Annotated in this window: 26 protein-coding genes and 1 riboswitch; of the genes, 5 read left to right on the top strand and 21 right to left on the bottom strand. The window is 54.1% G+C overall.

The genetic code is table 11. From position 1 onward, the window contains the following. Positions 1 to 16: 16 nt before the first annotated feature. Complete coding sequence (locus ACO6S1_RS13245; protein ID WP_422343108.1) at positions 17 to 322, bottom strand: hypothetical protein; 306 nt, start codon at positions 320 to 322, stop codon at positions 17 to 19. Positions 323 to 619: 297 nt separating this feature from the next. Between ACO6S1_RS13245 and ACO6S1_RS13240 the strand changes: the two genes are divergently transcribed. After that, entirely contained in the window at positions 620 to 1,912 is a 1,293-nt protein-coding gene (locus ACO6S1_RS13240) for an NADH:flavin oxidoreductase/NADH oxidase family protein (RefSeq protein ID WP_422343107.1), read from the top strand. 49 nt (positions 1,913 to 1,961) lie between these two features. Beyond that, on the top strand, positions 1,962 to 2,633 hold the full coding sequence (locus tag ACO6S1_RS13235) for a TVP38/TMEM64 family protein (protein WP_422343106.1): 672 nt from the start codon (positions 1,962 to 1,964) through the stop codon (positions 2,631 to 2,633). On the opposite strand, the gene ACO6S1_RS13230 is transcribed toward ACO6S1_RS13235, so the two are convergent. The 11 genes from ACO6S1_RS13230 to ACO6S1_RS13180 form a co-directional block, all read right to left on the bottom strand. Beyond that, positions 2,617 to 3,153 (bottom strand): histidine phosphatase family protein, encoded by a 537-nt coding sequence (locus tag ACO6S1_RS13230; RefSeq protein WP_422343105.1) that lies wholly within the window; start codon positions 3,151 to 3,153, stop codon positions 2,617 to 2,619. The genes ACO6S1_RS13235 and ACO6S1_RS13230 overlap by 17 nt on opposite strands. Beyond that, on the bottom strand, positions 3,150 to 3,956 hold the full coding sequence (locus tag ACO6S1_RS13225) for an adenosylcobinamide-GDP ribazoletransferase (RefSeq protein WP_422343104.1): 807 nt from the start codon (positions 3,954 to 3,956) through the stop codon (positions 3,150 to 3,152). The genes ACO6S1_RS13230 and ACO6S1_RS13225 overlap by 4 nt, the downstream gene beginning before the upstream one ends. Further along, entirely contained in the window at positions 3,953 to 4,966 is a 1,014-nt protein-coding gene (gene cobT, locus ACO6S1_RS13220; protein ID WP_422343103.1) for a nicotinate-nucleotide--dimethylbenzimidazole phosphoribosyltransferase, read from the bottom strand. The genes ACO6S1_RS13225 and cobT overlap by 4 nt, the downstream gene beginning before the upstream one ends. Positions 4,967 to 5,078: 112 nt before the next feature. After that, positions 5,079 to 6,551, bottom strand: a complete 1,473-nt coding sequence (locus tag ACO6S1_RS13215; RefSeq protein ID WP_422343102.1) for a cobyric acid synthase — start codon at positions 6,549 to 6,551, stop codon at positions 5,079 to 5,081. After that, complete coding sequence (cbiB, locus tag ACO6S1_RS13210) at positions 6,539 to 7,492, bottom strand: adenosylcobinamide-phosphate synthase CbiB (protein ID WP_422343101.1); 954 nt, start codon at positions 7,490 to 7,492, stop codon at positions 6,539 to 6,541. The genes ACO6S1_RS13215 and cbiB overlap by 13 nt, the downstream gene beginning before the upstream one ends. Next, on the bottom strand, positions 7,492 to 8,262 hold the full coding sequence (locus ACO6S1_RS13205) for an ABC transporter ATP-binding protein (RefSeq protein ID WP_422343100.1): 771 nt from the start codon (positions 8,260 to 8,262) through the stop codon (positions 7,492 to 7,494). The genes cbiB and ACO6S1_RS13205 overlap by 1 nt, the downstream gene beginning before the upstream one ends. Beyond that, on the bottom strand, positions 8,262 to 9,230 hold the full coding sequence (locus tag ACO6S1_RS13200; RefSeq protein ID WP_422343099.1) for a FecCD family ABC transporter permease: 969 nt from the start codon (positions 9,228 to 9,230) through the stop codon (positions 8,262 to 8,264). The genes ACO6S1_RS13205 and ACO6S1_RS13200 overlap by 1 nt, the downstream gene beginning before the upstream one ends. Further along, a complete protein-coding gene (locus tag ACO6S1_RS13195) occupies positions 9,227 to 10,105 on the bottom strand; it encodes an ABC transporter substrate-binding protein (protein WP_422343098.1) in 879 nt (292 codons plus the stop codon). Before ACO6S1_RS13195 ends, ACO6S1_RS13200 begins: the two co-directional genes overlap by 4 nt. After that, entirely contained in the window at positions 10,102 to 10,713 is a 612-nt protein-coding gene (gene cobO, locus ACO6S1_RS13190) for a cob(I)yrinic acid a,c-diamide adenosyltransferase (RefSeq protein WP_422343097.1), read from the bottom strand. The genes ACO6S1_RS13195 and cobO overlap by 4 nt, the downstream gene beginning before the upstream one ends. Next, a complete protein-coding gene (locus ACO6S1_RS13185; RefSeq protein ID WP_422343096.1) occupies positions 10,710 to 11,693 on the bottom strand; it encodes an aminotransferase class I/II-fold pyridoxal phosphate-dependent enzyme in 984 nt (327 codons plus the stop codon). The genes cobO and ACO6S1_RS13185 overlap by 4 nt, the downstream gene beginning before the upstream one ends. A gap of 1 nt (position 11,694) precedes the next feature. Beyond that, the gene (locus tag ACO6S1_RS13180) at positions 11,695 to 13,551 is read right to left on the bottom strand and encodes a TonB-dependent receptor plug domain-containing protein (protein WP_422343095.1); all 1,857 of its coding nucleotides are present in this window, start codon (positions 13,549 to 13,551) and stop codon (positions 11,695 to 11,697) included. A gap of 134 nt (positions 13,552 to 13,685) precedes the next feature. Further along, positions 13,686 to 13,885: riboswitch (cobalamin riboswitch) on the bottom strand. 31 nt (positions 13,886 to 13,916) lie between these two features. Between ACO6S1_RS13180 and cobU the strand changes: the two genes are divergently transcribed. Next, positions 13,917 to 14,459 carry a bifunctional adenosylcobinamide kinase/adenosylcobinamide-phosphate guanylyltransferase gene (cobU, locus tag ACO6S1_RS13175; protein ID WP_422343094.1) on the top strand — a complete coding sequence of 181 codons (543 nt, stop codon included), beginning with the start codon at positions 13,917 to 13,919 and terminating at the stop codon, positions 14,457 to 14,459. Between the two features lie 57 nt (positions 14,460 to 14,516). On the opposite strand, the gene ACO6S1_RS13170 is transcribed toward cobU, so the two are convergent. The 8 genes from ACO6S1_RS13170 to ACO6S1_RS13135 form a co-directional block, all read right to left on the bottom strand. Continuing rightward, positions 14,517 to 16,217, bottom strand: a complete 1,701-nt coding sequence (locus ACO6S1_RS13170; RefSeq protein WP_422343093.1) for a long-chain-fatty-acid--CoA ligase — start codon at positions 16,215 to 16,217, stop codon at positions 14,517 to 14,519. An 86-nt stretch (positions 16,218 to 16,303) separates the two neighbouring features. Next, the gene (gene hemN, locus ACO6S1_RS13165) at positions 16,304 to 17,647 is read right to left on the bottom strand and encodes an oxygen-independent coproporphyrinogen III oxidase (RefSeq protein WP_422343092.1); all 1,344 of its coding nucleotides are present in this window, start codon (positions 17,645 to 17,647) and stop codon (positions 16,304 to 16,306) included. A 24-nt stretch (positions 17,648 to 17,671) separates the two neighbouring features. Further along, on the bottom strand, positions 17,672 to 18,799 hold the full coding sequence (locus tag ACO6S1_RS13160; protein ID WP_422343091.1) for an MBL fold metallo-hydrolase: 1,128 nt from the start codon (positions 18,797 to 18,799) through the stop codon (positions 17,672 to 17,674). 135 nt (positions 18,800 to 18,934) lie between these two features. Beyond that, positions 18,935 to 19,621, bottom strand: coding sequence for a cell cycle transcriptional regulator TrcR (locus tag ACO6S1_RS13155; protein WP_422346192.1), 687 nt, complete (start codon positions 19,619 to 19,621; stop codon positions 18,935 to 18,937). Positions 19,622 to 19,781: 160 nt separating this feature from the next. After that, positions 19,782 to 20,846, bottom strand: a complete 1,065-nt coding sequence (locus tag ACO6S1_RS13150; RefSeq protein WP_422343090.1) for a glycosyltransferase family 4 protein — start codon at positions 20,844 to 20,846, stop codon at positions 19,782 to 19,784. Next, the gene (locus ACO6S1_RS13145; protein WP_422343089.1) at positions 20,843 to 21,757 is read right to left on the bottom strand and encodes a UDP-2,3-diacylglucosamine diphosphatase; all 915 of its coding nucleotides are present in this window, start codon (positions 21,755 to 21,757) and stop codon (positions 20,843 to 20,845) included. The genes ACO6S1_RS13150 and ACO6S1_RS13145 overlap by 4 nt, the downstream gene beginning before the upstream one ends. Before the next feature lie 103 nt (positions 21,758 to 21,860). Then, entirely contained in the window at positions 21,861 to 22,289 is a 429-nt protein-coding gene (locus ACO6S1_RS13140; RefSeq protein ID WP_422343088.1) for an NUDIX hydrolase, read from the bottom strand. A gap of 3 nt (positions 22,290 to 22,292) precedes the next feature. Then, on the bottom strand, positions 22,293 to 23,300 hold the full coding sequence (locus ACO6S1_RS13135) for an NAD(P)H-quinone oxidoreductase (protein ID WP_422343087.1): 1,008 nt from the start codon (positions 23,298 to 23,300) through the stop codon (positions 22,293 to 22,295). A gap of 129 nt (positions 23,301 to 23,429) precedes the next feature. On the opposite strand from ACO6S1_RS13135, the gene ACO6S1_RS13130 reads away from it, so the two are divergent. Further along, entirely contained in the window at positions 23,430 to 23,630 is a 201-nt protein-coding gene (locus ACO6S1_RS13130) for a DUF1192 domain-containing protein (RefSeq protein WP_422343086.1), read from the top strand. Between the two features lie 263 nt (positions 23,631 to 23,893). Further along, positions 23,894 to 26,218, top strand: coding sequence for an ATP-dependent Clp protease ATP-binding subunit ClpA (gene clpA, locus ACO6S1_RS13125; RefSeq protein ID WP_422343085.1), 2,325 nt, complete (start codon positions 23,894 to 23,896; stop codon positions 26,216 to 26,218). Between the two features lie 93 nt (positions 26,219 to 26,311). Here the strand turns inward: clpA and ACO6S1_RS13120 are convergent, their stop codons facing one another. Then, on the bottom strand, positions 26,312 to 26,983 hold the full coding sequence (locus ACO6S1_RS13120) for a winged helix-turn-helix transcriptional regulator (RefSeq protein ID WP_422343084.1): 672 nt from the start codon (positions 26,981 to 26,983) through the stop codon (positions 26,312 to 26,314). Between the last annotated feature and the right edge of the window lie 13 nt (positions 26,984 to 26,996).

The raw sequence follows: 26,996 nt of genomic DNA, 5'->3' as shown, positions 1-26,996 counted from the left end.
CATCGAACCGGCGATTTTAAACTATCGCGCCAACAGCCTTGATAATGGCAATGAATACGAAGGGCAGCCCAAAGGTCAATACCCATAGCGTTATCTGGTCCCGGCGAAAACGGGCCGCGATGCTTTGCGTGCTTAAACCGCTGTCGGCATAGTTTTCCCAGCGCTTTTCATATTTGCGGCAAAATGGGATGATAACCGCAACCAACAGGACCAGGCCAAAATAGGGGGCAATCGACATGCCTTTGGTTTCGATAAAACTGAGTACGACGAATATCTGCATCATCGTGTAAACAAGCAAAGCCGTCGCGCAATTATTGCTCATTTTCTTGTCCCATCGTATGTACGATGAGGATTTCAGCTCACGACTATCGCGATGCTTTGTGACTGATTTGTGAGATGTCGCTGCAACCATTTCCATTCCCCTTCAACACACTCTCTCTCCGCGCCGCCGATTTTTACCCCTCCGCTAGCGCTATCAACACTATATACGCTTTTTTCCAAAAGCCAAATCGGCGCATTTCAGGCTTAAAATGTCGTTAACGCGACATAAGACTTGCTAAAAATTGCGCTGTCAGACAGAATCAGTTTCTAATCGCAATGCAATTTTTGGGGCACATTCATGACCATTTCTCTCGCTGATCCACTCTCGTTGCCTTGTGGCGCGATCCTGCCAAACCGTATTGGCAAAGGCGCTATGACAGAGGGAATGGCGACGCCCGATGGTGTACCAACACCCGAACTGGAAAGGCTTTATGGTATCTGGTCCGATGGCGGCGCAGGCATGTTGCTTAGCGGAAATATCCAGATTGACCGCGACCATCTGGAACGCCCCGGTAATGTCGTGATCGATAAGCCTGCCGACGATGCGATGATGGCCGCACTCAAAAGTTGGGCGGCAGTTGCAACCCGGAATGGCAATCATTTCTGGGCACAGATCAGCCATGCCGGTCGCCAAACACAAAGTAACGTCAACAAACACCCGAAAGCGCCATCCGCAGTCAAGCTCGGCCTGCCCGGCGGTCAATTCGGAGAACCGGTTGCGCTAACCATCCAAGAAATTGAAGAATTGGTTGATCGTTTCGCATTAGCGGCCAAGACCTGTCAGGATACCGGTTTTACGGGTGTTCAAATCCACAGCGCGCATGGCTATTTGCTGAGTAGTTTCCTCAGCCCCCGCGCCAACCAGCGCACGGATGACTATGGCGGTAGTCTGGAAAATCGGGCGCGTTTCCTTCTATCGGCTGTCGCAAAAGTACGTGCAGCTGTTGGCCCCGATTTCCCGATCTCGGTCAAACTCAACAGCGCCGATTTCCAAAAAGGCGGCTTTGCGTTCGAGGATAGCTTGCAGGTCGTTCAATGGCTCGAAGCAGCCAGTGTGGACCTAATCGAGATATCGGGTGGTACGTACGAGCAGCCCGCGCTTATGGGTGCAGACGGTCTGGAAGAAAAAGAGGTACAGAATGTTGCGCCTTCAACACAGGCCCGCGAAGCCTATTTTGTCGATTTTGCCAAAGCGATGCAGGCTTCGGTCAAGGTACCGCTCATGGTTACAGGCGGTTTCCGGACGCGCGCTGCCATGGAACAGGCGTTGGAAGGCGGAGCGGCTGACCTAATTGGTCTCGGTCGTCCGATGTGCGTGATGACCGACGCGCCCAAACAATTGCTCGCTGGCCGTGATGAATTGCCGCGCTTTGAAAATACGCTGCAACTCATTCCCGATTGGCTGGGTTTCCTGAAGCGTTTTCAGATGGTCAAAGCGGTCGATGGTTTCGCCACGATCTATTGGTTTTACGAGCAGCTGTTCAACATCGGAAAAAGCGGAAAAACCGATCCCAACCTCAGCGTATTTAAAGCCTTCCGGGCGGTTGAAGCCCGAAACAAGAAACTATTGGCTGGGCGGAGTCAGCAATAGCAATCCGATAATATTTGCATAGCTATCCGTAAGCCGACAAAAACGCATCATGAGACCGCTCCTGAAAATCATGGCCGCACTGTTGCTTGTATTTCTGTCGATATTTCTCGCCGGACAGTTATTCGGCATATTGACGATAGACAAGGTCCAGAGCCTCTTGGAAACCGCACGGCAGATTGATCCAGCCTATATTTTCGGCGCGGTTGTTATCCTGCTCTTGCTCGACATCATCCTGTCCGTTCCGACATTGGCAACAACCTTGCTCGCCGGGTATTTTCTCGGCTTTCCATTGGGTGCGGCTGCAGCGTTCACGGGGCTGACGCTGGCCATGCTCGTCGGATATGGATTAAGCCGACAATATGGTCATCGGGCAATCGGTTTTCTTATTAAAGACGAAACCGAGCGCACCCAAATGGCCGAAGCCTTTGCCCGCAATGGCCCTGCCATGATCATGCTGGCCCGTGCTGCACCGATGGTGCCTGAGGTCACCGCCTGCATGGCCGGTGTTACCCGTATGCCGCTGCTGCGCTATTTGACTTTCTTTGCGCTTGGTACGGTGCCCTATGTCGGGATCGCGGCCTATGCAGGATCCGTCAGCACATGGGATGATCCACAACCGGCGATCTTCACGGCTTTGGGGCTATATGCCATCCTGTGGGTGGGCTGGGTTCTCTACCAGCGGAGAGAAAAGCGTAACAAACGCCTCAACCCATTTCCGTAATGGAACCCGTATGCGGGATATAGTCGGGCAGTGACCGGATAGAGGCGTTTGCACGATCTGCCAGGACGGCAGCGATTGGTCCGCCATGAGCGATGACGACTATTTCCCTCCCCTTTGGTAGCGCGCGCCAGCCATCGAGCGCACGGTCAACCAACTCGCGGGTTGTTTCGCCTCCGCCCGGCCTGAAACAATCGGGATCATCAAGCATGCCGTCCATGGCGTTGCCGTTTTCGCGATAAATACTGTTCCAGCTGCGCCCTTCCCAATTCCCGAAATCCCTTTCCCGCCAACGATGGTCGGGTAGTATCTCGGCCGACAACTGATCCGCCGCGCGCTGAGCGATGGTCCGCGTGCGTTTGCGATCGGAGTGGATGATCAGGTCGGGGGACAGCGTGACCAGCTCGTCCACCAACTCCGCCGCCATGCGCGCGCCCTCGCGGCTCAATCCCATATCGCTCGCGCCGTAGCAGCGCTTTTGCCAGTGCAGCGCCACTGGCGGATGCCGAACCAGCCAGATCATGTACCGACAATGGCAAGCACCGCCAACAGAAGAATGAGTTGCCCCGCATAAGCAGCGAAACCGAGGCAATCGCCAGTACTACCGCCAAGCCGGCGCAACAGAAGCGCGCGGAACCAGAATAGAAACAGAGCTGCTCCTGCCAATGCCAGCAAAGCCGGAACTATATGCCAGTAAGCGAAAAGGCCGATGACAGGCCCAGCGATCAGGCTGGCCCGGATCAAATCCTTTACATTGGTTCGATTGCCAACATCTTTTGCCAATCCGCCCTCCTGCGTCACAGCAGGAGCAACAAGCGCCATAACCGCAACCGCCAGCAACCGGCCGAAACAGGCGGATGCGATTATGGCGATGATGATAACTTCCTGCGGCAAAGCAATCAGCAGCGCAGCGCGCAGGCCGACGGCCAGAAACAGGCCCAATGCGCCATAGCTGCCAATCCGGCTGTCTTTCATGATTCTCTGCGTGGATTCACGATCATGACCGCCACCAAAAGCATCACAGAAATCGGCCACAGCATCTTCATGGAAGGCGCCCGTCAAACGCGCTTCTATTGCCAGCGCGATAATAACGGCAATGGCGCGTGGCCAGATATGGGCGCCGGCAACCAGAACCGCAGCAGTGATCAGGCCCACCAATGCGCCGACCAGCGGGAACCAGACGACCGAACGCGACAGACCATGTCTTGCTTGCTCTGCGGTCAATCCGTTCAAGCCAGGCACGGGTATGCGGGTCAGAAACTGCACGGCCAGAAGTAGCGGCATCCACCACTTGAGACTTTTGGTTATCTCACCGGTAGCGGTCATGGTAGAATATCCGCAAGCTTGGCAACATCATTGAGCAACGCCGCTGCGCTATCCAGCATGGGTAAAGCGGTTAGCGCTCCGGTGCCCTCGCCAAGCCGCATGCCCCAATCGAGCAGCGGTTCGAGCGCGAGATGATCAAGCGCCACCCGATGCCCCGGTTCTGCTGAGAGATGCGCCGCTATCATGCGTTTTGTCGTTCCGGGTGCCAGACGTTCAGCAATTAACGCCGCTGCCGTGGTGACATAGCCGTCCAGCAACAAGGTCGAACCCTGCTTCGCGCCCTGCGCATAATATCCCGCTATTGCGGCGATTTCAAAACCGGCAACAGCTGCTATGGCTGCGATGGGATCTTTGTCCCGCAACAGGTCTGCGCGCTGGGCAGCCTGCGTTACGATATCCCTCTTGCAATGCAATATCGCATCATCCGCCCCCGCCCCACGTCCCGTGGCAATATCGGCATCTGCACCAGCAAGCAGCACCGTGAGGCACGCGGCGGACGTCGTATTTCCAATACCCATTTCCCCGGCCAAGAGCAGGACAAAACCTTCCTCATGCGCGCGCGCCGCCTCTGCCTCACCCACGGCCCAAGCGTCCTGAAATTGTTCCACGGTCATAGCAGGCCCCAAAGCAAGATCCGCTGTTCCAGCTGCCACCCGAGCGCTTCGGAAATTCCCTCTTGGCTGGTCCAGTTTTGGCGGCGTGATACTGCCGACATCAACCAGCTGCAGATCAGCGGATTGTGCAGCAGCCAAAGCGGTGCTGGTCGCCCTTTGCGCGATGATCGTTTCCATCATGACTGTCGTAACGGCCGACGGCCATGCCGACACCCCGCTTTCGACGACGCCATGATCACCAGCGAACAATGTAATCCGGCGCGGCCTGGTGCGCGGGTGCAGCTTTTGCTGCGCAACAGCGAGCATGATCGCCAGCTCTTCCAAACGCCCCATACTGCCTTGCGGTTTGGCCAAGGCATTAAGGTGCTCGATTACCATTTCACGGGTCACACTCATCGCACAAACCGCATCTGTTTTTTCTCGATCCGGTCTTGCCGGCCATATGTGATCAGGTCTTCGCGAAAATCATCATTGAACAATGGGACACCAAGATGCGGGCATTTCTCAGTCATCCGGCTTCTTCCGCAATCGCAAGCAGACGGTCCATATCTACAACTTTCTCCAATGCAGCGGCCAGTTCGTCCAGTGCGTTGTCAACAATCACGCCCTGTTCGTCACCATTGGATGACACACCCAATCGCGCCAACCAAGCCTGCCTTTGCTCTGCAGCGTCAAACAGACCGTGAATATAGCATCCCGATATGCGGCCATCGCTACTAACCCTGCCGTCTTCACGCCCATCATCCAATCGCAGCATCACGGTGCTTCCCGAATCCCCCGTTTGAACATGGGTATCACCGACATGTATTTCATAACCGCTAAATTGCCGGTCGTCGGCGATGCTCTTGCCAGCAATGTTGGTCAAAGTCTTGGAAGGGGTCAGCACCGTGTTAACCGGCAGCAAAGCCAATCCATCAACCGTTTCGGCTGCACCTTCAATACCATCGGGATCGGCAATAGTCTGGCCCAGCATTTGATAGCCGCCGCAAATACCCAAAACATGGCCGCCACGCCGGACATGGGCGACAATATCAATATCCCATCCCTGCGCCCGCAGAAATTTCAGGTCTGCGATGGTCGCCTTTGTACCCGGAATTATGATGAGCGACGCACTGGCTGGTATGGGCTCGCCCGGCGGCACCATATGCAGCTGCACTTGCGGCTCAAGGCGAAGCGGATCAAAATCATCAAAATTGGCGATGCGCGAAAGCATGGGCACGGCAATTTCGATGGTAGCATCAGTTGCTTCCTCGGACTGTTGTAAAACGACCGCATCCTCCGCTGGCAATTTATGAATCATCGGCAGCCACGGAATGACGCCCAATCCCTTCCAGCCCGTGCGTTGCTCAATCGCGGTGTAACCGTCATCGAACAGACTCACATCGCCGCGAAACTTGTTGATCAGAAAGCCTCGGATCATCGCCGCGTCTTCGTTGTCTATCACCGCCTTGGTCCCGACAATGGACGCTATTACACCGCCCCGATCAATATCGCCGATCAGCACAACCGGAATGTTAGCTGCCCTTGCAAATCCCATATTGGCGATATCGCCAGCCCGCAGGTTAATTTCGGCCGGACTACCCGCGCCTTCCACAACCACGATATCCGCTTCCGCAGACAGGCGATGATAAGATGCCAGCACCGCGTCCAGCAGTGGCTTTTTCTGATCGCGGAAATAGCTCGCATCGCCTGTATCATGAACCTTGCCATGCACGATCACTTGCGCACTTTTATCGGATTGCGGTTTGAGCAGAACCGGATTCATATCGACATGCGGTGCCACTCGGCACGCTAATGCCTGCAAGGCCTGTGCCCGACCAATTTCGCCGCCCTCAGGCGTTACAGCGGCATTATTCGACATATTCTGCGGCTTGAATGGGCGAACAGTCATCCCCCGGTTGGTCAGCAGCCGGCATATACCGGCAACCAGCACCGACTTTCCGACATCAGAGCCTGTGCCCTGCAACATTACAGCGCCCATATCAGCGCCCCCACGATGACCCATAACAACAGACAGGCACGAACATAGATCGTAAGTGCAGCCGCCAGGTCTGCGGGTTTCGGACGCCGTCCGTCTCCCAATGTCTGCCGCGCTATCCATTCCCCTTCATAAGAGGCACCGCCGCCCATTTGCACAGCCAGAGCACCGGCCATGGCGGCCTCTGACCATCCCGCATTCGGGGAAAGATGTTTACGAGCATCCCGCAACATGATCCGCCACCCGCCCGGCGCGGCGACGCATATCAGGCAACCGGCAATCCGCGCCGGTACAAAATTCATAACATCATCGGCCCGTGCCGCTGCCCACCCAAAATGGCGATATCGCGCGTCCAGATGCCCGATTTGACTATCGGCCGTGCTAATCGCCTTGAAGACGACCAGGCCGGGCAAGCCAGCGATTAAAAACCAGAAGGCTGGCGCCACAATCCCGTCGCAAAAACTCTCCGCAAGACTTTCGGTGGCAGCCGCGGCAATGGCTTGTTCGTCCAGATCATCGGAATCGCGTCCGACGATCATCGACAGCGCTTTGCGCGCTTCAATTACATCGCCGTTCTTCAACGGTAACAATACCTCGCGGACGTGCAGATACAGGCTGCGCTGGGCTAGTCCCGTCGTGGCGATCACGATCAACAGCACCATTCCCAGCCAACCGGTCAGGGTAAATTCGAGCGCCAATCCAACTGCAGCGGGCAATGCGATCAGGATCAAAATCGTAGCTATTCCACTCCAACGTTGCATGAGGGCACTGCCCCTGTTCCAAGCTTTGTCCAAACCGCCGATCAAACGCCCAACCCAAACAACAGGATGGGGAATCCGGCGATGCAGCCTGTCAGGATATCCCAAAAGCGCTTCGACCACCAAAGCAGCGAGCAGCAAGAGGGCATTGCTCCCGTAAAACGCCCCGATAGTCGCTAGCACCATCACAAACGTCGGACCGGCACGACCAGAGGTTCGCCGGTGCTGCTCGTGGTGATCTGAACCTCAACGCCATAAGCCTGTCCCAGAACCTCTGCCGTCATCACTTTTTCGCGCGGGCCCGCAGCCAAAATAGCGCCCTCTTTTAGCACCATAATGTCATCGGCGATGCGCGCGGCCTGCGTGAGATCGTGGAGCACGACAATGACGCCATTTCCCGATTTGGCATAATTTTTCAAACGATCCAGAACATCAAACTGATGCGCAGGATCAAGGCTAGCCAGTGGTTCGTCCGCCAAAAGCCATTGCGGCTCTCCAGCTAACACACGCGCCAGTAACACCCTGCCCTGTTCGCCGCCGGACAGGCGCAGGGCCTGACGGTCTGCAAGATCAGTGCAATCGGTTGCTGCCATAGCCTTGGCGACTGCCTCACGATCCGTTGCGCTCATCCCCCAACGACCGGTGTGGGGCAGTCGACCCAGCCCGACGATGGTTTTCACATCAACGTTCCAGTGGATATCCGGACGCTGCGGCAATAGACCGATTAACCGGCCACGCTCCCTGCTTTCCAGTGACAAGAGCGGGCGGCCTTCTATTGATACCGATCCGCTTTGTGGTTCGCGGAGACCGACCAGACATGATAGCAAGCTGCTTTTACCGGCACCGTTGGCGCCCAATATGACGGTCACCCTGCCCGGCTGAAACTTGCCGCTAACGTCGTTCAATATCTTGCGCTCGCGCAGAGTAAGGGACAGGGCTTCGAACGAGAATGACATCACGACAGCTCCCGATGCATCTTGAACAGTAACACCATGAAAAATGGGGCGCCCAAAAGCGCCATGGCAATGCCTAACCGAAGCTCGCTCACACTGGGCAATATCCGGACCATGCTGTCGGCCACCACAATTAGCAAGGCCCCGGCCAGTGCCGAGGGCATCATGACCGCCGATGGCCGATGGCCGGCAAAGGGGCGAACCAGATGCGGCACAATCAGTCCTACAAAGCCGATAATACCGGCTGCGGCCACGGATGCACCAACGGTCAATCCTACACCAATCACGGCAAGCCATTGTAGCCGCAACACATTGACCCCCATGGACCGCGCCGCATCCTCTCCCAAAGTCAGCGCATCCAGCGAACGGCCGGTGGCCATCAGAAATACCATACCGATCACGATTAGCGGAACGGCCAGTTTGACATCATCCCAACTACGATCGGTCAGCGCACCCATTAGCCAGGTCACAATTTCCGTTGTCGCAAAGGGGGTCGGGGCCAAGCTGATCATCAAGGAGGTCAACGACCCTGCAAGGCTGGCGATAATTACTCCGGCCAGCGTGAATAGGATAAGGCTGCCCGAGCGACCAGCCAACAGCGCGAGCATGCCCATGCCGACACCGGCACCGATTAGCGCGAAGACCGGCAAGAGCCATGCGGTCATCGCAAAGCCAAAATAAAGGGATGTGACGGCCCCCAATGCGGCGCTGCTCGAGACCCCGAAGACACCGGGATCGGCGAGCGGATTGCGGAGATAGCCTTGCATGGCTGCGCCCGCCATCCCCAGCCCGGCACCAATGGCAGCACCCAGGATCATACGCGGAATGCGAAGCTCCATAATGATAAGTCCGCTCAAATCATCATTCCACCAAGTGGATGGCGCAACCCAGACTTTGCCAGCCGCCAGCGACAACAGCATCGCAGCCACCAGCCCGATGGCCAACAGACCGTTTAAGCGAACAGCTTTCATAGCCCTGCCTTCAACTTGCGCCGCGCAGCCGACAAGGTCGTTACTGCGTCAATCAGAGTTGGTCCGGCACAATGCAGCAACCGTGCGGGATAGTCCGCAATCATGATACGGTGCGATAACTTCTTCATGACCGGATGCGACAACATTCTGTCCCGTCTACCGGCTTTTGCCTCCATGGCGTTTGAAAACAGCAAATGCGGCGGTCGCGCCACCAAATGTTCGAGCGGCAGAACATCCCATCGGCTCAAACCATAAGTACTGCTTACATTCTCAAAACCGGTGCGCCTTAGTAACTCATCGGGCAAAGTTCCGTCACCGGGCACGAGTCCGCCGCTGCGCCAGATCAACGCTGGAATCTTCTCGTCATCAACCGGTTTGGCTTTGGCAAAAGCATTTACAATACGTTGATTGACCTTGATACCGCGCTGCTTGGCACCAACAATTTCCGCCAGCTGGCTGATCTGCTGCTGGCTTTCGGCAACACTCTGCGGGATCGACAGCTGGACCAGCGGGATACCCAATCGTTTCAGAGCCTGTGTGGTTGGCTGGGCCACTATCGAGCCAGCCACCACCAAATCCGGGCGCATCGCCAAAATCTCTTCTGCTGTTCCTGATGTCACAGGAAATTTCAGCGCCAAGTCGAGCGGAATGGAGGTTGCCCGCTTGTCATGGGAATAATGACTGATCGAAGCGATCTGCCCCTTATCCGCCAATTGCATCAGCAAAGCATCTGCGCAGGGGTTAATCGATACAATCCGCTTTGGATAAGCGGGTATTTTTGCAGCCGCGCTGCGCGTGACGACTTCTGCATCGACCACTGTCGTGGGCCAAACCAGCATTGCCGTTGCGGCCAAATAGACAGCAAATCGGCTCAATATTCAACGCCCTTTTGCGCTTTAAATCCGGCCTTAAACGGATGCTTTACTTCTTCAAATTCGGTTACAAGATCGGCCATATCCATCAATTCCGGCTTGGCGTTCCGACCTGTAATGCAGATGTGCTTTTCCATCGGACGCTGTTTCAGAAACGCGGTCACTTCGCCAATATCCAGCGTGTCGTCCCGCAGCACAATGTTCAGCTCGTCCAGAATGACAAAGTCATATTCCGGATCCATGATCAATTCCTTGGAGCGCTCCCAGGCAGCCTTGGCTGCGGCAATATCTTGTGCGCGATCTTGTGTGTCCCAGGTAAAGCCATCACCCATGACATCCCACGTCAACAAATCGGGATTGGCTTCGAAAAAATTCTTCTCGCCGGTTTCCCAACTGCCTTTGACATATTGGACTATCGCGACCTTCATCCCCCAACCGAGCGAGCGAATGGCCATCCCGAAAGCGGAAGAGGATTTGCCTTTGCCATTGCCCGTATGAACAATCAGCAACCCGCGCTCAATCGTTCGGCGCGCTTGAATTTTTGCCCGCGCGGCCTGCACGCGTTTCATCCGTGCGTTATGCTTTGCATGTTGGTCGTCCGCTTCGGTCATTGCATTTCTCTCCATTGGCTCAAGGCATCTTCCAGTCGCGTCCATTCCCCCTCGCAAGCTGGCAAGCCAAAGCGCAGCTGCGTGGCAGTATCAGAAAACGGCCGGACCAATATGCCCGACTGGCCCAGAATTTCAAATAATTCCCGTGCCTTATCATGAGAAGCTAAGCGAAACAGCGACGTTCCTCCGATGATATCAAGACCGGATTTCTCCAGCAATTTATCGAGCCGGTCAGCGGCCCTTTGCAGGCGGTGGCGCTGATTATCTTGCCATCGCTGGTCTTGATAAGCAGCCAATCCCACCGTCACCGCGATGCCCGAAACCGGCCAGTCACCGAGCAGCGCGCGTAGCCGCTCCGCCACCGCGATATCAGCAATCACAAATCCCAACCTTATGCCCGCAAGCCCATAAAACTTGCCAAAGGAGCGCAGGACAATCGCGTTAACCCGCTCTGGCAACAGGCTTACAACGGGCGCCACATCGGCAAAGGCTTCATCGACAATCACCTGTCCCTGCAGCGCCCGCAAGTGTTCTGGCTGCACAATCCGGCCATCAGGGTTATTGGGATTGGCGAGGACAATCAGGTCATATTCTGCCGCCGCCTCCAAGCTAATTTCCGCAGCCTCTGGCCAAGCGGCTTTGTGACCCCAATAGATCGGTGTCAGCATCGCGCTGCTTTGTTCCGCGAAAATAGTGCCGAGCAGCCGTATCGCCATATCGCTACCGGGCACGGCCACGATCTCAGCAGTATTATCTACGCCAAATATCCGAGCCGCCGCTGCCTCCAGACGTTCAAGCTCTTCCGGTTCCGGCAAACGGCTCCATGCAGCCTGCCCCAATTCTGGAACTGGATAAGCCCAAGGACTGATTCCCGTCGACAGGTCAATCCAAGGCTCGGGCGCACGATCAAAACGCGCAGCCGCAGCCGCCAATCGTCCGCCATGGAAGCGGAACGGATCGGTTGCTGGACTCATATTCATATTAGTAACGCAGCCGGATGCCGGCGAAGGCCGATCGACCCGGTGTACCGTAGCGAAATATCGTTTCATATTCCTCGTCGAACAGATTGTCGATACGGCCATAGAGTTCGACATTGTCGGTAACTGGCATGGCGGCGCGCAGATCAACAACGACATAGCCTTCTACCTGCCGCGTGTTTGACGTGTTATCAAAGTTGGAGCCTACATGTGTAACTGTCGCCCCGGTCTTCAATCCAAAAGACCAGTCATAATCGAGCGAAGCATTGATGCTATGCTTGGGACGCCGATTGAGTTTCAACCCGGTTTCGCGGTTTTCCGCATCGACCAAACCGTAATTGAGCGACCAGATCAGCGTTTCCACCGGGCGCACCAGTAACCCGAATTCCAAGCCTTGCGCGCGTGCACGACCGACATTTTCATAAGTTCCGCCAATAAAATTGATCAGATTACGACTGTTGCGCCGGAAGATTGTTGCACTCAGTTCAACTTTCCCGTCAATCAGCTTTTGAGTAATCCCTGCATCATAGCTTCGCGATGTTTCCGCTTCGAGGCTTGGATTACCAAAACTGCTAAACAACTGAAATAGCGATGGAACATTGAAGCCCTCGCCATAGCTGGCGCGGAAGGTCGTATTGCCCAGATTAGGGCTGAAAACCAAATCGCCGGCAAAAGTCGTTTCGCTGCCAAATGTGCTGTGATCATCATAACGCAGGCCCGCCGTAGCGGTAAATCCTTCGAGAGGTGTCACGCTTAACTGTCCATAGACGCTGTCAATTTCGGAGGTAAAACTCTGATCCGCGTCACCTGAACCCGATCGGTATTTCGACGCTTCGGTTTCCGCGCCAATGGTCGCCTGAAACATGTCGGATATGTTAAATATACCCTGATATTCAAACCGCTCGTTGCGGCCAAGCGCATCGAACGTCTGCACATCGAGATTGAAATTATCACGCTTTATGCTGGTGTAGGCAAAGGCGAACCGATTACGAAATCGTCCATCCATCAGGTTGATGTTCAGACCAGAATAACCCACAAACTCCTCGACATTGGATTCTTCCGCTGTGTCTCCGAGTAAGAAATCGGGTGGTATAAAACCATCAATGTCGGTCCGGCCATCGGAATAATAGGCGCGCAAATCCAGGGAAACTGCTTCGTTCAAGGTGACCTCAAATTTGCCGTTCGCGCCGAAATTACGATAGCCGTCGCTTTCCGTCGCGCCACGCTCTTCGTTAAAAGTTGAAAAGCCATCGCTGCGATAATAGCCTGCCCCGACACTGGCTGCGACCGGGCCGAACCGCCCGGATATATTTCCAACCACCTGCCCGGTATCGCGATAGCCATATTCCGCGCGGGCGTCGATGCTGAGGTCATCCGTTGGTGCTCGTGTGATGGTGTTGATTACACCACCAATGGCCTGACTGCCCCAGATCACCGACTGCGATCCGCGCAACACTTCAATCCGCGAAATATTCCCGGTAAGCAGATTGCCAAAGTTGAAGCCTCCACCAGGAGAGGACGGATCGTTGAGCTTGACCCCGTCGATAAGGGCGACGGTCTGGTCGGAATCGGCGCCACGAATAAACACCGAAGTCGCTGTCCCGATACCGCCATTGCGCGTAAAAGTAACGCCTGGAACATTGCGCAGCAAATCGACAACAGCGACGCTCTGGGTCCGCTCAATCCGGTCTTGGTCAATAACGGTAATCGAACGCCCGGTTTGTGACAAAGGCTGCTCAGACCGAGACGCGGTCACCACAATGACCTCATCACCATCCTCAGTCACCAAGGCAGTTTCCGCCAAAACAGGCTGGGCAACGGCCAGCGCAGTGGTGGATAATATACTACTGTAAAAACGCATGAATATTCCTTTTTGACAATCATTCAAAAAGGCCACGCATATTTGACGCCCATGGGATTCCCACATGCGCAGCCCGATGGTAATCGTCGCTACGCGAGGAATTCCTCGATCATATGGCACACCCCGTCCGCATGATAGAACGACAGCTACGGGCAGGTCTCCTGGCTCTCGGGTCATCGCTTGGTTCGTCCCCTTCCCAGACATAAAGTCCAGTGGGATTTGACGAAACCGCTCACCAATCACAGTTGCGGGGGCAGCTTCGGATGGGGAAATGATTTCCCTTCCGAATTCCCTTTTGATCCCGTCTCCGGGAACCTGTAGCAGAGGTTGCTCTACTCATCCCAATTCTGCGGAGCAAGACAAATATGCCTATCAAATCCGACAGAAGCGGCCATATCGCACTGGTTTTGGGTGGCACTCGTTCCGGTAAAAGCAGTTTTGCCCAAAACATGGCAGAAGAGAGCGGCAATCGGCTTGTCTATATTGCCACCGCCGAAGCATTGGATGACGAGATGAGCGACAGGATTGCCCACCACAAGCAGGATCGCGGATCAAGATGGACGACGGTTGAAGAACCGCTCGATATCGCTGCGGTTATCACCGCGCATAGCAATCAAGAAACTACATTGCTGATCGATTGCCTTACGATCTGGCTAAGCAATGTCATGCTTGCAGGCCAGGATGTTGCAACTGCAGTTGATGGCCTCGCCCAGGCGCTCTCCCGTGCATCGGGTTCTATGATCCTGGTATCTAACGAAGTGGGTTCCGGTATTGTCCCGGAAAGCCCTTTGGGGCGACAGTTTCGTGACGAAGCAGGATGGATGAATCAGCGTATTGCTGCTGCCGCTGATGATGTCGCTCTGGTTACTGCAGGCCTCCCGCTCTGGCTGAAGCGAGCCCGCGCATAATCAGGCATGGCCTTTCAGACTGTCGTTCGAGCACAGACTGCCCTGATCTATCCCGTCCTATCCTAATTCCTCAGCCCGAAGCGCTTTACGGTCGAGTTTGCCGATCATTGTTTTGGGCAGGCTGTCCCGCACCACCACATCACTAACCCGCTCATGCTTGCCGAGTTGCGGATTGAGCCAATCCTCTAACGCCTTTCCGTCGACATCCGCGCCTTCTTCCAGCGCGACGAAAGCCTTGGGGCTCTCCCCGCGATAATCGTCCGGGACACCGATGACGAGCGCCTCCTTGACCGCATCATGCTTGTAAAGCACTTCTTCGACCTGACTAGGAAATACCTTGAAGCCGCCTACAGCGATCATATCCTTTATCCGGTCGACTATCTTGATATAGCCATCCGCATCGATAACAGCGACATCGCCGGTACGCAGAAAGCCATCCACAAACACTTCATCATCAGCTTCCGGCAGGTTCCAATAACCTTGCATCACTTGCGGGCCAGAAAAGATCAATTCTCCCGGTTCACCTTCAGCAACCTCTTTTGTCGGATCTTCCTTGTCGACCAGTTTCACCAACGTGCCCGGAACCGGTTGGCCGATAGTACCCGTTTTATTGAGGCCGGAATAAGGGTTGGCGCTCACCACCCCTGAACTTTCCGTGAGACCGTAGCCTTCGACGAGCTTCGCGCCGGTTTTTGCCTCAAATTTCTTTTTTAGTTCCTGCGGCAACGGCGCACCGCCGGAAACGCATACTTTCAGCGAAGAAAAATTGGTCTTGTCGATATCGGGGTGATCGAGCAGCGCCTGATACATGGTCGGTACACCGGGCATCGCCGTAATCTGATTACGAGTAATCGCTTTCAACGTCTGTTTGGCGTCAAAGCGCGGCAGCATCACGATCTCGCCGCCCCGTTGCACCGTACGATTGAGTACGGCGCTGTTCGCAAAAACATGGAAGAAAGGAAGCACCCCCATCAGACGGTCGTCATCATCGATAAATGGATCTATGCTGTTAATCTGGCGCGCATTGGCGGTCAGATTTTGATGGCTGAGCATCGCGCCCTTGGGCGTCCCCGTTGTTCCGCCCGTATATTGCAACAAGGCAATATCCTTTTCGGGGTGGATATTGGGCGCGATAAATTTACCGTCATTATCCGTTAGATCCGCAAATGGTGTTATCCGGTCATCATCGGGCTGCGGGATGTTTTCCTTGCGCCGGAACAATCGGTAGAACAACGCCTTGGCCCCGGGCAATGCGCCCGCTACACTGCCGACGATCAGCCGCTCCAAACTCGATTGCTTCAACACTTCATAGGCTGTGGGAAAAACCGCACTGGCCGAGAGCGTGAACAGGATTTTGGTTCCGCTATCTTCAACCTGATGGTTTAGTTCCTCGACAGTGTAGAGCGGTGAAAAATTCACCACCGTCGCGCCAATGGCCATTGCGCCATAATAGGCGGTAACATAATGTGGAACATTGGGGAGGAACAGGCCAATCCGGTCGCCCTTTTTGACCCCTAGATCCTGCAATCCCTTGGCTACCCGGATGACGCCAGCAGCGACCTCGCCATAGCTATATTTCCGCCCCATGAAATCGAGCAGATTTGCATCACCCCGGCGCCCTGCAGAACGAAAAAACATTCCGGGCATCGACAATGGCGGGAAAAACTGATCCCAGTCGGTTGGATGATTATAGCGCGATTTCCAGATGGGAGCAGAATCGGCAGGCGAAATATTATCGGGGGCGTCAGTCATTGACATTAGTGTAAGTCATTGCATCGCCGGTGACAATGGCTTCGTCGGCTTTGGAGGCCAATTATCTTCATCCAAAAGGCAGATGCCCTTGGTCAGACCGCCTGACTGAATGTTCCTGTTGTTTGTCCGCGAAATTGATCAAATATGGCAGCAATGCTTCGCGCATATGGCCTAGCCGATGACCGCAACTTCATGCGGTCACCAACAATCTCGACCATGCCGCGATTTATATATGGCGACAAGGGACCGACAAAAGCCGCAGCACCCCCAAGCGCGGCTAGATCGGCTTCGCCATTGGATAAAATCTGCCCGATAATCGCACCATGGACTTGATGGCTATCGTTTCGCTTTATGCCCAGTGCTGCTGGTAGGTCGCCATTTGCCAGAGCGGCGCGATAGCGACCGGTATTTTTCGCATTCTGGACAATAAGGCTGGGAAATTCACTGATGGCCGAAGCTCCCAACCCAATCAGTATGTCGCTTTGATCGTCGGTAAACCCCTGAAAATTTCGGCGCACGGTGCCATTTGTCCCCGCCTGCCCCAAAGGATCATCCGGTTGAGCAAAATGATCGAAGCCGATTGGCTGATAGCCTGTGCGCGTGAGAAAATCATAACCGAAAGCAGCCATATCGAAACGCTGCCTCGCGTCTGGCAGGTTGCTATCATCAATCTGGCGCTGGCGCGGAATCAATGTCGGAATATGAGCATATCCAAACAGTGCGATGCGTTCCGGTGATAGCGCGACAGCTTGTTCAAGTGTTTCTCCTAAAGTGTCGATAGTCTGGCCGGGAAGTCCGTACATCAAGTCGAAATTGAGTGATTGAACGCCAGAACACCGCAACTGCGCCACCATGTCCGTCACCATTGGCAGCGGTTGCACACGCCCAATCGCCGCTTGCACCTTCGGATCAAAGCTCTGCACGCCAAGGCTGACATTTTGCATTTTTACATCGTTCAAAAGGTCTTGCCATTCTGCGCTATGGCTTCTGGGGTCGAGTTCGATTGAATATATCGCCTTATCGAGATGGAATGCAGACTGAAGGCGCGTCAGCAAAGACCTGAATATCACAGGATCGAGCGCATTGGGGCTGCCGCCGCCAAAAGCAATTCGGTTCACCCGGCCACGATGGTCTAGCTCCGCCGAAACGAGATCGATCTCGTCAAATAACGCCTGCATATAGGTGGTCAGCCGATGGGACCGGTTTGCCCTGCCTGTGTTGCAGCCGCAATACCAGCATATCTGGTCGCAATAAGGTATGTGTACGTAAAGTGATATCTCATCACACAAACGCACGTTGGCCAGTGCCTTCTCAAGCTCATTTGATCCCACATCATCAGTAAAATCAGCGGCTGTCGGATAGCTGGTATAACGCGGGACCGGACGTTCGAGCAGTTCAGGATAATATTTCCACATAAACCGATTTTTATGGGGCAAATCATGTCCCGTCTTTGCGCTAGATCAATGCGCGCTATACCAAGCGGTCCCGTCTTTCATTTCATGCACAGCGCGTCCGGTATATTCCAGATGGCGCAGTGTGGCCATCGCCTCTCCTGTCGCCATTCCGATGACATCATGACCGATGGGGCGAGAGAAAAGCAGCGGAAAACTGTCCACTACACGCATCGGTTCTTGTGCCAGCGCATCAGCCAGGTCATCCAACGCTTCATTGTGCCGCAACGCCAATGTGTCGAGACGCTGGTGCGCACCTTTAAACGGGCGGCCATGCGCTGGCAGGACCAGCAGGTCCGGATCAATCTCGGCACGAAACCGGTCGATACTGGCCAACCATTCGCCCAGCGGATCGGCGGTGGGTTCGCTAAGCATGACTGATATGTTTGACGTGATCCGCGGCAATATCTGATCGCCGGAAATCATCACCTGGTTTTTATCATCAATCAGGCAAGCATGTTCCGGCGTATGCCCGCGTCCAATCATCACCCGCCAGTCATTGGCACCGATCGTCAGGTTATCGCCCTCGTCCATTCGGATATGACCGGTGGGCAATCGCGATACAGCCCGAGCAAAACGCCCCCATCCGCCTTCACATTTCGCCTTAATGAGGTCCTCATCCCAGCCGGCAAATCGCCACTCGTCTACTGCTTCTTGCGGGACATCCGCGCTGACATCCGCTGTCAGCATGCGCGCCAGCAACCATTCTGTGCGGTTCATGTGCACCGGCGCCTTGAAACGGTTGGCGAGCCATCCCGCGCAGCCGACATGATCAGGATGGAAATGCGTTACAACCACTTTGGTTGCGGTTTTTCCGTTCAAACCCGTATCAAAAAGGTTTTTCCAGGATTCAATGACTTCGGGCATGAACAAGCCGGTATCGACAATGGCAAAGCCTGGCTCCCCTTTTTTCGGGCCTTCGCTATGCACATCGTCCAGCACCCAATTGTTGATATGCCCCAATGGTCCGGGAACCGGTGTGCGGGTCCAGCCAATGCCAGGCATCAGCTCAAAATACTCTCCATATTTCGGTTCATATTCCCCGAGCGGATAGGTCAGGCCTTCCGCTTCAATCGGGTCGAAGCCATGATCGGCAAGAGTTGCATCATAGGCAGGGGCTGTGGTTGGTGCATCCATCCGCTACCCTTAGACGCAGCGAGCAAGCGGAAGCAACCCGATTTAATCGAGCAGTTAAGGTATTTGTCAGATTCGTGACCGTGCGATCTTTCTCCGCCGCACATATAGAATAGTAATCGCCGAATATTCTAGGATTTAGCTGTCTTTAAACAAAGTCTCGGCGGTCAAATCTTCGGTGGCCACTTCGCCTTCGCCCGCTTCAGCCGCCAGAGCAGCTTCTGCATCGCGTTCAGCTTGCGCACGTTCTTCATGCAGTTCGGCAATCAGCGCTTCCTTGTCACCGCCCAGTTTCTTGTCTTCCGGCACTTCTGGTTCAATACCAGCTTTTTTCGCAGCCTTGGCTACGACCGCATCCAGTTCCCGCTGTGAACACAGGCCCAGCGTGACGGGATCTTTTGGTACGATATTGGCAATATTCCAATGTTCCCGGTCGCGGATCGCATTGATCGTGGTGCGCGTTGTACCGATTAACTTACCGACCTGTGCATCAGATATTTCGGGATGATTGCGCAGCAGCCAGGCGATACCATCGGGCTTGTCCTGGCGCTTGGAAACCGGCGTATAACGTGGGCCTTTGGTCCGGCGCACCTGATCAGGGCCTTTTTGCAGCTTCATCCGATATTCGGGATCGGCTTCGGCTTTCGCGATTTCCTCGTTGGTCAATTCATGCGCTTGCACGGGGTCGCGTCCGGTATATTTGGAACCGGCCAGATCATCGGCCATCGCATTGACTTCGAGAATGTGAATACCACAGAATTCAGCAATTTGTTCAAAGCTTAATCCGGTGTTGTCGACCAGCCAGCTTGCGGTTGCATGCGGCATGAGCGGAGTTGGGTTTTCTTGGGCCACGGCGGCGTCCTCTTTCAAAAAATAAGGGCCGCCCCTTGCGGGAGCGGCCTGTTGTTGACGCCTATGTAGGCTATATCGAAAGAGTCGGCAAGATATTTGGTCATATGATAGTTTTTTACGACATTTTTCGTTTCTAGGTTCGCGCCAATAGTATTTTCGCGACGAACCGGCGCGAAAAATGCGCCTTCAGCTGTGGCTCAACCGGCACCAAACCATCAAGAAATTGACGAGCACTCATCGTCCAAGCGAAATGGGCGGCACGTTTCAAACAATCGTCCGAACGCAAAAACTGTGCAGCGGCAATGGCCTGATTTAAATCTTCATCCATCGCGCCACTTTTTTCCGTCAATATATCAATCGGTCCGGTTACCGGGAATGCCGCAACCGGTGTACCGCATGCCAGCGCTTCGATCAGCACCAGCCCAAAAGTGTCAGTCTTGCTGGGAAACACAAAGACATCGGCCCCAGCATAATAACCTGCAAGCGCTCGTCCTGTCTTGCGGCCCAGAAAATGTGCCCCTGGATAGCGCTCACGCAATGAATCAAGAGCCGGACCGTCACCAACGATAACCTTGCTGCCGGATTGATCCGTGCTCAAAAAAGCCTCGATATTCTTTTCGACTGCCACTCGTCCGACATAAAGCTGAATGGGCCGCGGTAGCTCTGAAAATAGTTCCGGCACCGGTGCATCGGGTGAGAAATTTTCCAGATCCACGCCGCGGCTCCAATGATGAACTTGCGGCAGGCGTTCCTCAATCAGTTGCTGCCGGACGCTGTCGGTGGAAACCATGATCGCCTGTGAAGCCTGATGAAACCAGCGGATATAGCGCCAGAAAATACGCGGCGACAGGCCTGTTCGCTTGGCAAGATATTCCGGGAATTGCGTATGATAAGCAGTTGTGAACGCACGGTTATTGCGACGGCACCAACGCCGAGCAGACAGACATAGCGGACCTTCCGTAGCCAAATGAATGGCATCAGGCGCAAAGTCAGCGATCCGTTGACCAACGCTCCGGGCGCGAGTCAGTGCGAGGCGAATCTCCGGATAGCTCGGCGCCGCCAAGGACCGATATTGGTCAGGCGAAATAATCAATAGCTCATGCCCCCAGCCGCGCAATATCTCCGCTACCGTTTCCAAGGTTCTCACAACACCATTAACCTGCGGGTGCCAAGCATCCGTTACCAGCGCAATTCTCATGCCGCCTGCTCCAGGTCGCCCTTTATTGTCTCCAGCTTTACCGGTTGGTCGCGTCGCGCCTCTCGGGCGGCTATCTCATCGGCCCAGTGCAATATTTCCATCGTCCCGTCGTCACATTCGACGAGAGCCGTACAGCCCTCTACCCAATCGCCGTCGTTATAATATTCAATACCCTTAATCTCGCGTTTTTCTGCAGTGTGGATATGGCCGCAAACCACGCCATCAACACCACGATTGCCCGCAGCTTTGGCGACCAGTTCTTCGAAACGACCGATAAATTCAACGGCATTTTTGACTTTATGTTTAGCCACTTTGGACAGAGACCAATATGGCAATCCCATGCGGCCCCGGACCTTGTTTACCAGCCAGTTAAGCCGCATCAACAAAGTGTAAGCCGTATCTCCGATGAAAGCGAGCCAGCGATGGGCCAGCATAACTGCATCAAATTCATCCCCATGCAAAACCAGCAGCCGCCGACCATCCGCTGTCTCATGAATAGCGGAGCGACGGATTTCAACACCACCGAAATTTAGGCCAGTAAATTGCCGGAACATTTCATCATGATTACCGGGAATATAGACGATGCGGGTATCCCGTTTGGCGCGCTTCAGTATCCGCCAGATGATATCATTATGCCCATCAGGCCAATAGAACTTCTTTTTCAATCGCCAGCCGTCGATAATATCACCCACCAGATAAAGCGTATCGCTGTCCACATGATCTAGAAAATCGATCAGCATATCAGCATTGCAACCACGCGTGCCGAGATGGATGTCGGATATCCAAATCGTGCGGTAACGTGTCCGGTCCATCGGATTAACGCGCGGTTGTCGGGTCAACCGTGCTTCATAACGGTCCACATCGAGCAGCGGGATATCAGAGTCCGAAATTGGTAGAAATTGTTTGGCCATCACTTCGCTCCCAAGGAAACTATCCTGGAAGCAGCATGTAACCTGTCATTGTGACAGGATGATTCCCGTTTTGTGAACCTTTGTTTACAAAGGAGAGCAGAATTTAACGGGATTGCGTCAGATAATCGCGCAGACGCTCTTGCAAATGCGGTATCGCCTCATCGCTTTCTAGAAACTCTACAATCGCCATCATTTGCCAGTGCTGACCCTCATCTCCGAAGACAATCGCGGCCACTTGATCGTGCGACAGATATCCTACGAAAAACAATGCACGCAGGCTGTTCCCGCCACGCCAATTCTCATAGTGCTGAACATAATCCAGCTTTGCGACATCCACTCTAATACCAAATTCTTCATAGGTTTCCCGCACGACGCAGTCAGGACCACTTTCGCCGTTCTCACGGCCACCGCCCGGCAGATCCCACATATTGGGAAACGGAATGTCAGCTTTGTTATCGCGGCGATAGACGAGCAATTGATCATCGACAAATAACGCTGCTTTTGCACCGTGAAAGTCGATATTGACTTCCATAGATTACTCCACGGTTAGAACGATTTTTCCAATATGGTCCCCTGCCTCCATATGCGCATGCGCCTTGGCTGCGTCAGCCAATGGAAAGCTCTCATCCATCACAGGTTTTAGCTTGCCGGCTTCAATATCAGGCCAGACATAGCGATGGAGCTCATCCGCGAGCAGTGCTTTACGATCAGCGGATTGCGGACGCAGCGTTGATCCGGTCAGCGTCAGCCGTTTCATCATGATCTGCGCCATATTGAGCGTCGCCTGCATTCCGCCCTGCACGGCAATTGTGACATGGCGGCCATCTTCCTTAAGGCAATTGAGATTCCGCGGTACATAGTCACCTGCGACCATGTCGAGCACCACTTCAACGCCCTGCCCCCCGGTAATTTTCTGCACCTCTTCAACAAAATCCTGTGCTTTATAGTTGATGGCATGGTCCGCACCGATAGTTTTGGCGGCAGTACACTTTTGATCGGAACCACAGGTCACGATCACCTTGAGGCCAAATAGCTTGCCAAGCATGATCGCCATTGTGCCAATACCGCTGGTACCGCCGTGAACCAGCACGGTCTCATCTTCCCGAGCAAAAGCGCGATTGAAAAGGTTGCTCCACACAGTAAATAGAGTTTCTGGAAGGGCGGCGGCCTCCTCCATCGTCAGGCCGTTCGGGACCGGCAGACATTGGCCCGCGGGAGCCACGCAATATTCAGCATATCCGCCGCCGTTGGTCAGCGCACAGATTTTGCGCCCCATCCATTCTGGACCCAAGCCTTCGCCCAGGGCAACAACTGTACCTGAGACTTCCAGTCCCGGAAGCGGCGAAGCACCCGGAGGAGCGGGATAAAGCCCCATGCGCTGCACGATATCAGGTCGGTTGACCCCGGCAGCTGCGACCTTGATCAAAACTTCACCTGCCGCGGGCTCGGGCACCGCAACAGTCCGGGGCTTCAAGACATCTGGCCCGCCGGGCTCGCTGATTGCGATTGCCGTCATTTCAGCTTGTAAAACTTGTGATGCCATCTCTATTTCCCCAATTAGCCGCAATACCGACGAAAGTAGCGGGCTTTTCTCTATCACCCTTATTGACAGCAAAGCGGCACCGGTCAACATTACCGACACAAATGGCCGAAACTGATGGGAAAGATTTACATGAACGAGGATGATGATCTGCCGCGCAGCGCCAATGATCCGCTTGGCTTGCTGATCAAACAGGATTTGGATCCTTTTTCTGTCGATGAACTGGAAAAGCGGATATCAATCCTGAAAAATGAAATAAGCCGCTGTGAAGCCAAGAAAAGCTTTGCCGTTTCCCATCGCGCAAGTGCTGATAGCCTATTTAAAAAGACGTAAATACTAAGTCTTGGTAAGGATTTGTTAACCCTATCTCTTAATACTCAAATTTAATTTGATCCAGCCTGGACCGTTTAGGAGAATAGAACAGAAAACACGCTAGACCTTGGCCAGATGCTTACTCTTCTTGGTATATGCCCTTGATGTTTTTTGGGTTACGCATAGATTAAGAAAGGAGCCGAAAGGTTAAGGCCGCAGCAACGCCGGGTCGCATAGGCTTTCAGCTACCGGGACAATCTTCTGTCCCATCAAGGAGTAAATACATGCCTTCATTCGCAGAATCACTGGAAAAGACCCTTCATCAGGCGCTTAAAAACGCTGCCGATCGGTCTCATGAATATGCGACTCTTGAACATCTGCTGTTGGCATTGATTGATGATGGAGACGCCTCGCAGGTCATGAACGCATGCGGCGTTGATCTGGGCGAGCTGGAAGATGCTGTTGTGCTCTATCTCGACAGCGAACTGGACTCCCTGAAAGTAGAAAAATCCATCGATCCCTCTCCGACATCCGGTTTCCAGCGGGTCGTCCAACGCGCCATTTTGCATGTGCAATCTTCCGGAAAAGACGAGGTTACCGGTGCCAACGTTCTGGTTGCGCTGTTCTCGGAGCGAGAAAGCTATGCCGTCTATTTTCTTCAGCAACAGGATATGAGCCGATTGGATGCGGTCAGTTTCATCAGTCACGGTGTTGGCAAAGGCGGACAATCTGTTGATCCGGCGGAAATTTCTGGCAACGAAGATAGTGACGAAAAAGCCGAAGCGAAAAATAAAAAAGAAACAGCGCTCGATCAATTCACCGTCAATCTAAACCAGAAAGCCAAAGATGGCCGGATTGATCCGCTGATCGGTCGTCAGGCCGAGGTTGATCGTACCGTTCAAATTCTTTGCCGCCGTTCCAAAAACAATCCGCTTTATGTTGGCGAGCCCGGCGTTGGCAAAACCGCCATCGCAGAAGGTTTGGCTCTTCGGATCGTGGAAGAAACCGTTCCTGATGTTCTGAAACCGGCGATCATCTACTCGCTTGATATGGGCTCGTTGCTAGCTGGCACGCGCTACCGCGGCGATTTTGAAGAGCGGTTGAAACAGGTTGTTTCCGAACTGGAAAAAATGCCAGATGCAATCCTCTTCATCGACGAAATTCACACCGTAATTGGTGCCGGTGCAACAAGCGGCGGCGCAATGGATGCATCCAACTTGCTGAAACCAGCTTTGTCCGGCGGTATTATCCGCTGCATTGGATCCACCACCTATAAAGAATTCCGCAATCATTTTGAAAAGGATCGCGCGCTGCTGCGCCGGTTCCAGAAAATTGATGTCAACGAGCCGAGCGTCGAAGATACAATTAAGATCCTCGCCGGACTCCGCGGTGCTTTTGAAGAGCATCACAAGGTACGCTATGCCCCGGATGCTCTGAAATCTGCTGTGGAACTCTCAACCCGTTATATCAATGATCGCAAGTTACCGGACAAAGCGATTGATGTGATCGACGAAGTTGGCGCGATGCAGATGCTGTTACCGCCTTCGCGTCGCAAGAAAATGATTACGACCAAGGATATTGAAGCGGTTATTGCGACCATGGCGCGCATCCCGCCCAAATCCGTGTCGAAAGATGACAAGAAGACGCTCGAAAATCTCGACAAGGATCTTAAGCGCGTTGTCTTCGGCCAGAATGCAGCGATTGAAAAGCTTTCAAGCGCAATCAAGCTTTCCCGCGCCGGTCTACGCGAACCGAACAAACCAATTGGCAACTATCTGTTCTCCGGCCCTACCGGCGTCGGTAAAACCGAAGTCGCCCGGCAATTGTCATCGATCATGGGCATTCCGCTCAAGCGCTTTGACATGTCCGAATATATGGAGCGTCACAGTGTGTCCCGCCTTATCGGCGCGCCTCCCGGCTATGTCGGTTATGATCAGGGTGGATTGCTGACCGATGCCGTCGATCAGAACCCGCATTGTGTGCTGCTGCTCGACGAGATTGAAAAAGCCCATCCGGACCTTTTCAACATCCTGTTGCAGGTCATGGACAATGGCAAGTTGACCGACCATCACGGCAAGACTGTCGATTTCCGCAATGTCATCCTTATCATGACCACCAACGCCGGTGCGTCCGACATGGCAAAAGAAGGCATCGGTTTTGGCAATGTGTCCAAGGAAGATGCGGGCGATGAAGCGGTGAAAAAAATGTTCACCCCTGAATTCCGTAACCGCCTGGATGCGATTGTACCCTTTGCTTATCTGCCGCCAGAAGTCGTGGCGCGGGTTGTTGAAAAGTTCATCCTTGAACTGGAATTGCAGCTGGCAGATCAAAATGTTCACATTACGCTGGATGAGGATGCGCAGGCGTGGCTCACCGAACGCGGCTATGACAAGCTGTATGGTGCGCGCCCAATGGGCCGCCTCATTCAAGAAAAGATCAAACAACCGCTGGCTGAAGAACTGCTGTTCGGCAAATTGGTCAATGGCGGCGAGGTGAAGGTGCATCTAAAGGACAATGAGTTGACCTTTGAAGTTACACCATCTGCGCCCTCGGCAAAGAAAAAGAAAAAACCGGCGACCAAGAAAAAAACGCCAACCAAGAACAAGTAGCTTCCCTTGAATGGCAGGATCACCGCCTGCCGCCCAAAATACAAAACGGCGTGACTGGTCTCACGCCGTTTTTATTATTGGACCCTTCGATTTCTACGCAGGGAGTTTTTCCGGAAGCACGAATAGGGTCACAAAACGCTCGGCCAGTTCGCGATCGCCGGTGATAGCGAGCATATCAGCGTCTTCCAGTGTGGCGAGCGACTCCCCGCCATAAACTGCAGCGGCAATTGCGGTCGGCGCGCCTTTGAATAATAGCTCAGCCGTCTGAGCATCCTCACGGTATGTATCGATCACACCATCATGAATGTGCACCACAAACTGGTCAGCGCCCAATTGGAAACCAACCCGCACATCCAAATCCCCAGCGCGATTGGTATCCAGCATGGTTCGAAAAGACATCATCAGCGACGCAGCACTCAGCGGCAGGGTTGGATCGTGACCCGGGTGACGCGTAGCCCATTTGCCCAGCATCTGGATCAGGTCCTCCGCCTCATAGCCCCATTCTGTCAGTTCATAAATCTGGACCGACGCTGGCGGCGGCAACACGCGCTTACGCACGATCCGGTTCCGTTCTAGCCGGTCGAGCCGCTGGGTTAGCACATTGGCACTGACCCCCGGCAGGTCGCGGCGCAATTCACCAAAGCGGCGCGGACCGAACATCAGCTCCCGCATGATCAAAATAACCCAGCGTTCACCGATCAGTTCAAGCGCAAAAGCCGTACCGCACGCATCATCATACCAACGTTTTTTCTCTGTTTTTAGCATCTTAGTTATTTTT

It is taken from the genome of Parasphingorhabdus sp., from assembly GCF_965233695.1.
Taxonomy (GTDB): Bacteria; Pseudomonadota; Alphaproteobacteria; order Sphingomonadales; family Sphingomonadaceae; genus Parasphingorhabdus.
Note: the sequence above shows the minus strand (reverse complement) of the source record. Positions and strands in the feature narration are given on the sequence as shown.

Excerpts from the sequence above, each read along its gene's own strand:
- ACO6S1_RS13245 (WP_422343108.1), bottom strand. The coding sequence starts at position 322 with ATGAGCAATAATTGCGCGACGGCTTTGCTTGTTTACACGATGATGCAG.
- ACO6S1_RS13240 (WP_422343107.1), top strand. The coding sequence starts at position 620 with ATGACCATTTCTCTCGCTGATCCACTCTCGTTGCCTTGTGGCGCGATC.
- ACO6S1_RS13235 (WP_422343106.1), top strand. The coding sequence starts at position 1,962 with ATGAGACCGCTCCTGAAAATCATGGCCGCACTGTTGCTTGTATTTCTG.
- ACO6S1_RS13230 (WP_422343105.1), bottom strand. The coding sequence starts at position 3,153 with ATGATCTGGCTGGTTCGGCATCCGCCAGTGGCGCTGCACTGGCAAAAG.
- ACO6S1_RS13225 (WP_422343104.1), bottom strand. The coding sequence starts at position 3,956 with ATGACCGCTACCGGTGAGATAACCAAAAGTCTCAAGTGGTGGATGCCG.
- cobT (WP_422343103.1), bottom strand. The coding sequence starts at position 4,966 with ATGAGTGTGACCCGTGAAATGGTAATCGAGCACCTTAATGCCTTGGCC.
- ACO6S1_RS13215 (WP_422343102.1), bottom strand. The coding sequence starts at position 6,551 with ATGGGCGCTGTAATGTTGCAGGGCACAGGCTCTGATGTCGGAAAGTCG.
- cbiB (WP_422343101.1), bottom strand. The coding sequence starts at position 7,492 with ATGGTGCTAGCGACTATCGGGGCGTTTTACGGGAGCAATGCCCTCTTG.
- ACO6S1_RS13205 (WP_422343100.1), bottom strand. The coding sequence starts at position 8,262 with ATGTCATTCTCGTTCGAAGCCCTGTCCCTTACTCTGCGCGAGCGCAAG.
- ACO6S1_RS13200 (WP_422343099.1), bottom strand. The coding sequence starts at position 9,230 with ATGAAAGCTGTTCGCTTAAACGGTCTGTTGGCCATCGGGCTGGTGGCT.
- cobO (WP_422343097.1), bottom strand. The coding sequence starts at position 10,713 with ATGACCGAAGCGGACGACCAACATGCAAAGCATAACGCACGGATGAAA.
- ACO6S1_RS13185 (WP_422343096.1), bottom strand. The coding sequence starts at position 11,693 with ATGAATATGAGTCCAGCAACCGATCCGTTCCGCTTCCATGGCGGACGA.
- ACO6S1_RS13180 (WP_422343095.1), bottom strand. The coding sequence starts at position 13,551 with ATGCGTTTTTACAGTAGTATATTATCCACCACTGCGCTGGCCGTTGCC.
- cobU (WP_422343094.1), top strand. The coding sequence starts at position 13,917 with ATGCCTATCAAATCCGACAGAAGCGGCCATATCGCACTGGTTTTGGGT.
- ACO6S1_RS13170 (WP_422343093.1), bottom strand. The coding sequence starts at position 16,217 with ATGTCAATGACTGACGCCCCCGATAATATTTCGCCTGCCGATTCTGCT.
- ACO6S1_RS13160 (WP_422343091.1), bottom strand. The coding sequence starts at position 18,799 with ATGGATGCACCAACCACAGCCCCTGCCTATGATGCAACTCTTGCCGAT.
- ACO6S1_RS13155 (WP_422346192.1), bottom strand. The coding sequence starts at position 19,621 with ATGCCGCATGCAACCGCAAGCTGGCTGGTCGACAACACCGGATTAAGC.
- ACO6S1_RS13150 (WP_422343090.1), bottom strand. The coding sequence starts at position 20,846 with ATGAGAATTGCGCTGGTAACGGATGCTTGGCACCCGCAGGTTAATGGT.
- ACO6S1_RS13145 (WP_422343089.1), bottom strand. The coding sequence starts at position 21,757 with ATGGCCAAACAATTTCTACCAATTTCGGACTCTGATATCCCGCTGCTC.
- ACO6S1_RS13140 (WP_422343088.1), bottom strand. The coding sequence starts at position 22,289 with ATGGAAGTCAATATCGACTTTCACGGTGCAAAAGCAGCGTTATTTGTC.
- ACO6S1_RS13135 (WP_422343087.1), bottom strand. The coding sequence starts at position 23,300 with ATGGCATCACAAGTTTTACAAGCTGAAATGACGGCAATCGCAATCAGC.
- ACO6S1_RS13130 (WP_422343086.1), top strand. The coding sequence starts at position 23,430 with ATGAACGAGGATGATGATCTGCCGCGCAGCGCCAATGATCCGCTTGGC.
- clpA (WP_422343085.1), top strand. The coding sequence starts at position 23,894 with ATGCCTTCATTCGCAGAATCACTGGAAAAGACCCTTCATCAGGCGCTT.
- ACO6S1_RS13120 (WP_422343084.1), bottom strand. The coding sequence starts at position 26,983 with ATGCTAAAAACAGAGAAAAAACGTTGGTATGATGATGCGTGCGGTACG.